Annotated in this window: 9 protein-coding genes; 7 read left to right on the forward strand and 2 right to left on the reverse strand. The window is 69.0% G+C overall.

What is annotated here, in order from left to right; genetic code table 11:
* Positions 1–48 precede the first annotated feature (48 nt).
* From ACFFCN_RS12995 to ACFFCN_RS13015, 5 genes are read left to right on the forward strand one after another with little or no spacing between them, the layout of a single operon-like run.
* Positions 49–333: a PqqD family protein gene (locus ACFFCN_RS12995; protein ID WP_375492209.1), complete on the forward strand. Its 285-nt coding sequence runs from the start codon at positions 49–51 to the stop codon at positions 331–333.
* The gene (locus ACFFCN_RS13000) at positions 330–1055 is read left to right on the forward strand and encodes a hypothetical protein (RefSeq protein WP_375492210.1); all 726 of its coding nucleotides are present in this window, start codon (positions 330–332) and stop codon (positions 1053–1055) included. Before ACFFCN_RS12995 ends, ACFFCN_RS13000 begins: the two co-directional genes overlap by 4 nt.
* Positions 970–1995 carry a nucleotidyltransferase family protein gene (locus ACFFCN_RS13005; protein WP_375492212.1) on the forward strand — a complete coding sequence of 342 codons (1026 nt, stop codon included), beginning with the start codon at positions 970–972 and terminating at the stop codon, positions 1993–1995. The genes ACFFCN_RS13000 and ACFFCN_RS13005 overlap by 86 nt, the downstream gene beginning before the upstream one ends.
* Positions 1996–2004: 9 nt before the next feature.
* Positions 2005–2271, forward strand: coding sequence for a PqqD family protein (locus ACFFCN_RS13010; RefSeq protein WP_375492214.1), 267 nt, complete (start codon positions 2005–2007; stop codon positions 2269–2271).
* Complete coding sequence (locus ACFFCN_RS13015; protein WP_375492215.1) at positions 2268–3449, forward strand: asparagine synthase-related protein; 1182 nt, start codon at positions 2268–2270, stop codon at positions 3447–3449. Before ACFFCN_RS13010 ends, ACFFCN_RS13015 begins: the two co-directional genes overlap by 4 nt.
* On the opposite strand, the gene ACFFCN_RS13020 is transcribed toward ACFFCN_RS13015, so the two are convergent.
* On the reverse strand, positions 3446–4120 hold the full coding sequence (locus tag ACFFCN_RS13020) for a hypothetical protein (RefSeq protein WP_375492216.1): 675 nt from the start codon (positions 4118–4120) through the stop codon (positions 3446–3448). The genes ACFFCN_RS13015 and ACFFCN_RS13020 overlap by 4 nt on opposite strands.
* Before the next feature lie 286 nt (positions 4121–4406).
* On the opposite strand from ACFFCN_RS13020, the gene ACFFCN_RS13025 reads away from it, so the two are divergent.
* Positions 4407–4559 carry a lasso RiPP family leader peptide-containing protein gene (locus ACFFCN_RS13025; protein WP_375492218.1) on the forward strand — a complete coding sequence of 51 codons (153 nt, stop codon included), beginning with the start codon at positions 4407–4409 and terminating at the stop codon, positions 4557–4559.
* A gap of 56 nt (positions 4560–4615) precedes the next feature.
* Positions 4616–5032 carry a lasso peptide biosynthesis B2 protein gene (locus tag ACFFCN_RS13030; protein ID WP_375492220.1) on the forward strand — a complete coding sequence of 139 codons (417 nt, stop codon included), beginning with the start codon at positions 4616–4618 and terminating at the stop codon, positions 5030–5032.
* Here the strand turns inward: ACFFCN_RS13030 and ACFFCN_RS13035 are convergent, their stop codons facing one another.
* A complete protein-coding gene (locus tag ACFFCN_RS13035) occupies positions 5033–6931 on the reverse strand; it encodes an ABC transporter ATP-binding protein (protein ID WP_375492221.1) in 1899 nt (632 codons plus the stop codon).
* Between the last annotated feature and the right edge of the window lie 324 nt (positions 6932–7255).

The following is a 7255-nucleotide window of genomic DNA, read 5'->3' on the forward strand; positions in this document are numbered from 1 at the left end:
TCACGCCCGTCGCAGATCGTGACGCTGCTTCTTGTTTACGCTCACACCATGTCACCGGCGTGGGCGAGGGCGCAGTCGTTGGTCGAGGAGGAGATCGGCGACGGGGTGTGCGTCCTGCGCCCGCAGACGAACGACGTCGTCGTGCTGAACGAGACTGCGCACGCCGTCTGGCGCGTGCTCGCCGAGCCGGCCGACGAGGACCTCGTGGTGGGAGTGCTCGCCGACGCGTACGGGATCGACGCCGCGCAGATCCGGCCGGACGTCGCGCGGGTGCTGCACGACCTTGCCGAGCGTGGGTTCCTCGAGGAAGCGCCTGCCGGGCCACCTCCGTGACGTCGACGACGGTGTCCGCGCTCGGTGTTTCGATCACCGTGGACAGCCGCTGGGCAGCGGACTACGCACACTTCGCAGCGAGTCCGCGCTCGAGCGGCACCGAGCTGGGCACCCTCGATCGGGCCGCCACGCTCCAGGCTTTCACCGGCGCTGCGATCGATCAGACCTCGCTGTACTGCGTGCACGCTGCGGTGGTGCATTGCCCGACCGGCGCAATCGCCTTCCCGGGCCGCAGCGGTCTCGGGAAGTCCAATCTCGCTCTGGCGCTCACGCAGGCCGGCTTCGGTTATCTCTCCGACGAGGTGTTGGCCGTTGATCCCGCAGACGGTGCCGTCGACTTCTTCCCGCGTGCGGTCGGCGTCGACAGTCGGACCTTGGCCCGCTTGGGGCTGACGGTCGTCGAGGGCGAGAGCGCGGGCGCGGCTGACACAGACCGGGAAGTGATCGTCGCACCCGACTCGGTGGGGCACGTCGGGCCGCCGCGGAGTGAGCTTGCCGCGGTGGTCGTGGCAGTGCGGGAAGGCACGCACCCGGCGGGATTGACGCCGACGACGCCCGAGCACGTTGCCGGCCAGCTGCTGGAACACAGCTTCAACCACTACCGCTCGCCCGTCGATTCGATCCGGACAGTGGCAGGTGTGGCGCGGGGGGTATCGGCGTGGACCTTGCATTACGCGGACGCTCGCGACGCCGCGGGCGTGCTGGCAGCGACCTTCCTATGATGTCGCCGTGGCTCGGGATGTTGCGAACGCCGCGACCGATGTGCCGATGGGCACCGGCGATGTCGCGTATCTGCTCGGGCTCGAGGCGCTCGCGCTGAACGTGGTTTCGGCGTTTCGCGACCACGACGTCGACGCACTGGTCATGAAGGGCCCCGTCACCAACCGCTGGCTGTACGGCGGGGCGTTGACGCGGCGCTTCGGCGACATCGACATCCTGGTACCGCCCGCTTCGCACGCGGCGGCCGGGGCAGTGCTCACCGGCCTGCACTTTCGTAATGATCACGCACGTGTGCTCGGCATTCACCGCCCCGACTACGAGGCGTCGTGGTCGCCGACGTCAGGCGTGGGCAGCATCGACCTGCACACCCGCATCGCGGGTATCCCGGCCGCGCGGGCCGACGATGCGTGGCGGCGGCTGCGCGCCGACGCCGTCGACTTCGCGTTGCACGGGCAGGTCGTCGCCACCCTGAACGAGACGGCACGGACCATGCTGCTCGCCCTGCATGCGGCCCGAAGTCGTGCGGACAGCCGTGCGCAGGACGACCTCGACGTCGGGCTGACGACCCTTCCGGAAGCGCTCTGGCGCGCGGCCGCCGGTCTTGCTCTGGAGCTCGACGCCGGCGCCTGCTTCTCGTTGGGTCTACGTCGATCTGTGCGCGGCCGCGCACTTGCCGAATTCCTCGACTTCCCGAAAACCCCCTCACTCGAGTCGCTGCTTCTCGAACGAGAAGCGCCGCAAGAAGCGAAGGTGATCGCGGGACGGATGACAGCCCATCCATCCGGTCGGCACAGCGTTCGTTCGCTATTCACCACTGAGGCCACTGAACGACCGCCGCTGCGCACCGTCCTAGCCGCCATCACGCACTTCCCAGGTGCGTTGATCCTGGTGCACCGACTGAACCGTCAGCTCCGCCGCGCGCGGAGTGAAGTCGCCGCTTAGAATGCGGCGGTGACGAAGATCCGGCTGCGCGCTGACGACCTGGCGTGGCACGAGGTCGACGGCGCCATCCTCTGCCTCGACGTTGCGTCGTCGCGTTACCTGAACATCAACGCGACCGGGGTCACCCTCTGGCCGCTGCTGCTCGAGGGTTCCACCCTCGAAGCCCTCGCCCAGCGGCTCGTGGACGTCTACGACATCGCACCGGACAAGGCGGTGGCCGACGTCGACGCATTCGTGAGCGGCCTGCAGACGAGGAAGTTGCTCGAGACCGGATGACACTGCCGTCGGCGCTGGCCGCGAGAGCCCCGTACCCGCTGACCCCGATGGACCTGGCGACGGGCTACCTGGCTGGACTCGACGACAGCCGACCCGATGTCGAAGCATCAGCGGTAGCTGACTTCGCGTCCGGCTTCCGTGGCGTGATCAGCGATGCCATCGCCGGCCGACCGGCCTTCGTCAGCTTCTCGGGAGGGCGGGACAGCTCGGCGATCCTCGCTGTGGCCACCGACGAGGCGCGGCGTCTCGGCCAGCCCGATCCGGTACCGGTCACGCTGCGCGTCGAGGGGTCCGCCGCCGCGGACGAGACCTGGTGGCAGGAGCTGGTCGTCCGTCATCTCGGTCTGCGGGACTGGATCCGGATCCCGGTCCGCGAGGAGTTGGACGTCCTCGGGCCGGTGGCGATGCGGACACTGTCCGCCCATGGGCTGCTCTATCCGGCCAATGCCTACTTCCACGACCTGATCGCCGAGCACACCGAGGGTGGCGTGCTGCTGACCGGCGCCGGTGGCGACGAGCTGCTGGACCGAAGTTACGCCCAGCACCACGCCTTCGTCCGACTCGGCGAGCAGCGGCTGACACCGCGTACCGCGTCGGCCATCGCCGTCTCACTTCTGGCCAGGCCGGTCTATGCGCGGGCGGGCGCGCGCCAGGTGCCGCGCCTGCCGTGGCTGCTCAAACGAACGCAGCGCCGCTTCGGTCTGCAACTCATGGACGGATTCGCCGCTCCGGTCACCGGGTGGGCGCGCGGTGTGCGCTCGTTGCCACGGATGCGGGCGATGGTGGGCCTGCAGCGCGGGCAGGAGCTCATCGGTCGGGCGCGCGCAACGACGATGCGCAACCCCTTCCTCGACCCGCGCGCGATAGGCGCGGCGATGGCCCATGGGGGCATGCGGGGGCTGGGTGGCCGGGTCGCCGCGACCCGCCTGCTCGCCGGTGAGTTGCTTCCGGACGACGTGCCGCTGCGCCAGACCAAGGCGTCCTTCGAGGACGCGATGTGGACCGAGTCGAGTCTTCGCCGAGTGCGCTCAGGCGAGCTGGTCGACGTGATAGCGGCCGACCCGCACATGGCGTCGCTCCTGGACCTGACGCAGCTTCGCTCCCAGTGGCGCGAGCCCGTGCCGCATGCGCACACCGCGCTGCTCGCGCAAGTCGCCCAGCTGGCCCTGTCCGGCTAACCGTCCGACAGGCGGGCGGCGAGCTGCTGCGCTTCGTCCGCGATAGCGGCGAGGGAGCGCGGGCGACGCCATTCGTAGATGGGCAGGCTCGCCAGCCGCAACATCCGCAGCCCTCGGTTGTCGCGCCACAATGCCGACCGGCTGCGGAACAGCAGTTGCAGCCGGTCGGCCGCGGGCACGCTGCGGACCGACGAGCGTTCATCCGCGCTCCACGCGGGGCGGACGAAACCCGCCAGCGGAACCTCGGCCGGCGGTCGCGCCATCGTCACCCGCCACCTGACCCGTCCGGGCATCACCGTGACTTGTTCACCAAGCGACAAAGCCGTCGCAGCTTCCTCACGCAGGTCCACGCAGGCGGGTCCGGACTGCACGGTGGCGCCGTGCACCACCACGAGGTCGTCCGAGGTGATGACGTGTCCGAGTTCGCCCAGGATCGCCAGCGTGGTGCTCTTACCCGCGTGCTTCTCACCCAGGATCACCCACGCTCGACCGGCGATGACGACGCCGCCCGCGTGGAATGACTCGCTACCGCGGAGGTTGGCGATGGACGCGCCGATCGTGGCGAGCCACGGATGCGCCATCGCGTCGATGGACGGGGGCTGTGCGTTCGTGATGACGCAACGCCTCACGTCCGGGTGCAAGGCGAGGCGCCCGCCGTCAGGCAGGGGCATGGTCAGACCCTCGGTGATGCTCGGGCGAGCATCAGTCCAGTCCATCTGCCAAGTCGGCCAGGTTGCAGGAGCGACCGGCAGGCTGGGGTGCTCGCTGCCCAGACCTGTCAGCGCGGTGCCGTAAGCGCCGAACATCACTCGTCCCTGGCCCGCACGGGTCGAACTGTAACCGCCCGCCCGCGAGCACCCCGGGGTATCGACGTCGGCGGCGGGCCTGCCGACTCACCGGGTGAGGTGGTAGCCTGCGGGCCAGACGCAGATCGCGGCGCACTGAGGGGGGATACGCATGTACGAGGCACCAATGGTCACGGACCTGGGCTCGGTCGAGGAGCTCACCGCCACTCCAGCTCCCAGCCCTGGGAACAAGCTGGGCAGCACCCCGGACGTCTACTCCAACATCGTGCCGGTCGTCGGCAGCTTCGGGCCGGTCCGGCAGTAGTAGCCCGTTCGAAGGCCGGCCAGGCATCGGCCTGGCCGGCACTTTTGCGGTCCGTCTTGTGGCGGGCCCGCGCTTGTCTGTCGATCGTGTACTGGGCTGCCCGCTTCGAGGCCGTGATCCGCACGCGCCGGGTCGATCAGCTCGTCGAACTCGCCGGGATCCGGCTCGACGCCACATCGCCGCGACCGGGAACGTGTCGGCAACCGTCCCTCAGCGCGCGCGACGTGTTCGTACTCCGAGCAGTGCACCGGCTCTACCGGCGTTCGTTCGGAGAACGGCCTTGTCTGCGTGAGTGCCTCGTGTCCGGCCGGCTATTGCGCTACCGGTCGCCCGCCCTGCGTCTCGGGGTTCGCTCGGCCGCCAGAAGCATGCAGGCTCATGCCTGGCTCGAATTCGACGGGGTCGCCGTGGACCCACTGGCGCGCGACTATGTGGCGCTCGTCGCGGGCGCCCGGACGCACTCCGCTTCCTGATCAGCCCGCTGCCCGCGGCATCGGTTTCGGCCGGCGCTGTTCGGTGAACGGTGCGGACTGCAGGGTGAACATCTCCGCGTAGACGCCGTCCAGGCGCATCAATTCGTTGTGGTCACCGCCTTCGATGACCCGGCCGCCGTCCATGACCAGGATGTGGTCGGCCGACTTCGTCGTTGCGAAGCGGTGCGTCACGAGAATGACCGTGCGGTCGCGACGCAACTCGGCGATGACCTCGAACAGCGCGGCCTCGCTGCGGGCGTCGAGGGCGGCGGTCGGCTCGTCCATGATCACAAGCGGCGCGTCCCGGAACAGCGCGCGGGCAAGTGCGACTCGTTGCCACTGACCGACGGACAGGTCCGCGCCGTTGGGGAATCGTGCCGACATGAACGTGTCGAGGCCACGCGGCAGCTTCGTCGAGATGGTGGTCAGGCCCGCCGCGTCGGCGGCCCTACGCACTGCGTCTTTGTCCTCGATGCGATCCGGGCTGCCGACGCCGACGTTGTCGGCGAGGGACATCTCGTAGCGGACGAAGTCCTGGAATACGATGGCGACCGATCGCGCGATGCGATCTTCATCCAGTGTCGACATGTCGAGACCGTCCCACCGGATCGCCCCGTCCGTGGGCGGGTACAGGCCGGCGAGAATCTTGCTGAGCGTGGTCTTGCCCGACCCGTTCTCGCCGACCAGGGCGATGACCTTGCCCCGCGGGATGGTGGCGCTGACTCCGGACACTGCAGCAACTTGTGCTCCGGGGTAACGGAACGAGACGTTGTCCAGCTCGATGTGCCGAAAGTCGATCGGCGTGCTGGCTGGGCCCGGGGTGTCGACATCGCTCGGCGGCTGCCCGGCGGCCGCCGAGAAGTCGTCCAGCTCGGCGATGAACAGCGCCGAATCCATGATCCGGCTGACACCGGCGAAGGTCTGCTCGATCCGGCCGGCGAGCAGGACCACCGCGACCGCAACGGCGCCGGCCGCCGCGATCGACACGGACCCGCGGTGCACCAGGTAGAGCAACAGGGACGCCGCGCCGGCACTGACCACGAACGTCGCCGCACCGGACGCGAGCGCCAATCGAACTCGACGACGACTCTTGGCGCGCAACGCGTCGAGGTACTCGACGTAGAGCGCTGCGTAACGGCGCCGCACCAGGCCGGCGAGGCGGAAGGCGCGGACCTCGCCCGCCGATTCGCGCCTGGTGAGCAGATCGGTCAGCGCGTACCGAAGGCGCAGGTTCGGCGTCTGCGCGACAGCGAATTCGTAATCGATCCGCCCGCCGACGCGTGCGATGAGGTACAGCGGTACGACCGCGAGGAACAGGATCGGCAACAGCAGCGGCGAGACCACGAGAATGACGATCATGAGTCCTGCCATGCCGAACAGGCCGGATGCGAGTGAGATAGCTCCTTGGACGACGAGCAGCGGCTTGCTCAACGTGTTGCCGATGATGCGATGCAGCCGGTCGTAGAACGCCGGACGTTCGTAGGCGAGCAGCGGGACACCGGCGGCCACGGCGAGCACCCGGTGCCAGGTCGCGCGTACGACCAGCTCGCTGAGCACCACCTGCGTCTGGTTCTGCACCACGCCGACCGCGCCGGTGACCGTGCTGATCGCGATCAGCACGAGCAGATACGGCAGCACCCGGCCGACGACGTCGTGCTGGCCGGCGCCGACGATGGTCTGCAGAACCTGCTTGACCAGCAAAACCTGCACAGCGCCCAGTCCGGCTACCAAAACCTGCGCCCCGGCCAGCGCGAACAGCCGGAACCGACCGACCTGACCGAGCATCCGGAACGCGCTGACCACCGGCCCGACGCCTGCCCAGCGACGGGGGCCGACCTTCTCCTGCAGCTGTTCCAGGTAAAGGTCGGGCTGCGCCTCGACGTCCTCCTGCTCGGTCACGTGGTCAATTTTGCGGGATCGTCAAATCGGTCGCCCCCGCACGCCGCCGGGCCGCCGCCCGGACGCGGAGTAGCTCACAGCTAGTTGGTATCGCTACGTCGTCGAGCATTCGGCGGTCTAGGGTCGCGGTGATGCTCAGCGCGAGACACATCCGGCCCAGCCTTGCTCCAGGGGCGGTCGTCAGCGTAGTCGCCGCGCTGTTTCTTGTCGGCGCCTGTACGAGCAGCACTCCGCGAGCACCGAACAAGCGCCATGTGCCTCAGCCAGCTACCACCTCAGCACCCAAGAGTGCTGCTCCGTCGACGTCGTCTCCTTCGTCGACGC

Source organism: uncultured Jatrophihabitans sp. (assembly GCF_964246335.1).
Lineage (GTDB): Bacteria > Actinomycetota > Actinomycetes > Mycobacteriales > Jatrophihabitantaceae > Jatrophihabitans.

Bases quoted from the DNA above. Each gene is read 5' to 3' on its own strand.
- ACFFCN_RS13020 (WP_375492216.1), bottom strand. From the start codon at position 4,120: ATGCCCCTGCCTGACGGCGGGCGCCTCGCCTTGCACCCGGACGTGAGG.
- ACFFCN_RS13025 (WP_375492218.1), top strand. From the start codon at position 4,407: ATGTACGAGGCACCAATGGTCACGGACCTGGGCTCGGTCGAGGAGCTC.
- ACFFCN_RS13015 (WP_375492215.1), top strand. From the start codon at position 2,268: ATGACACTGCCGTCGGCGCTGGCCGCGAGAGCCCCGTACCCGCTGACC.
- ACFFCN_RS12995 (WP_375492209.1), top strand. From the start codon at position 49: ATGTCACCGGCGTGGGCGAGGGCGCAGTCGTTGGTCGAGGAGGAGATC.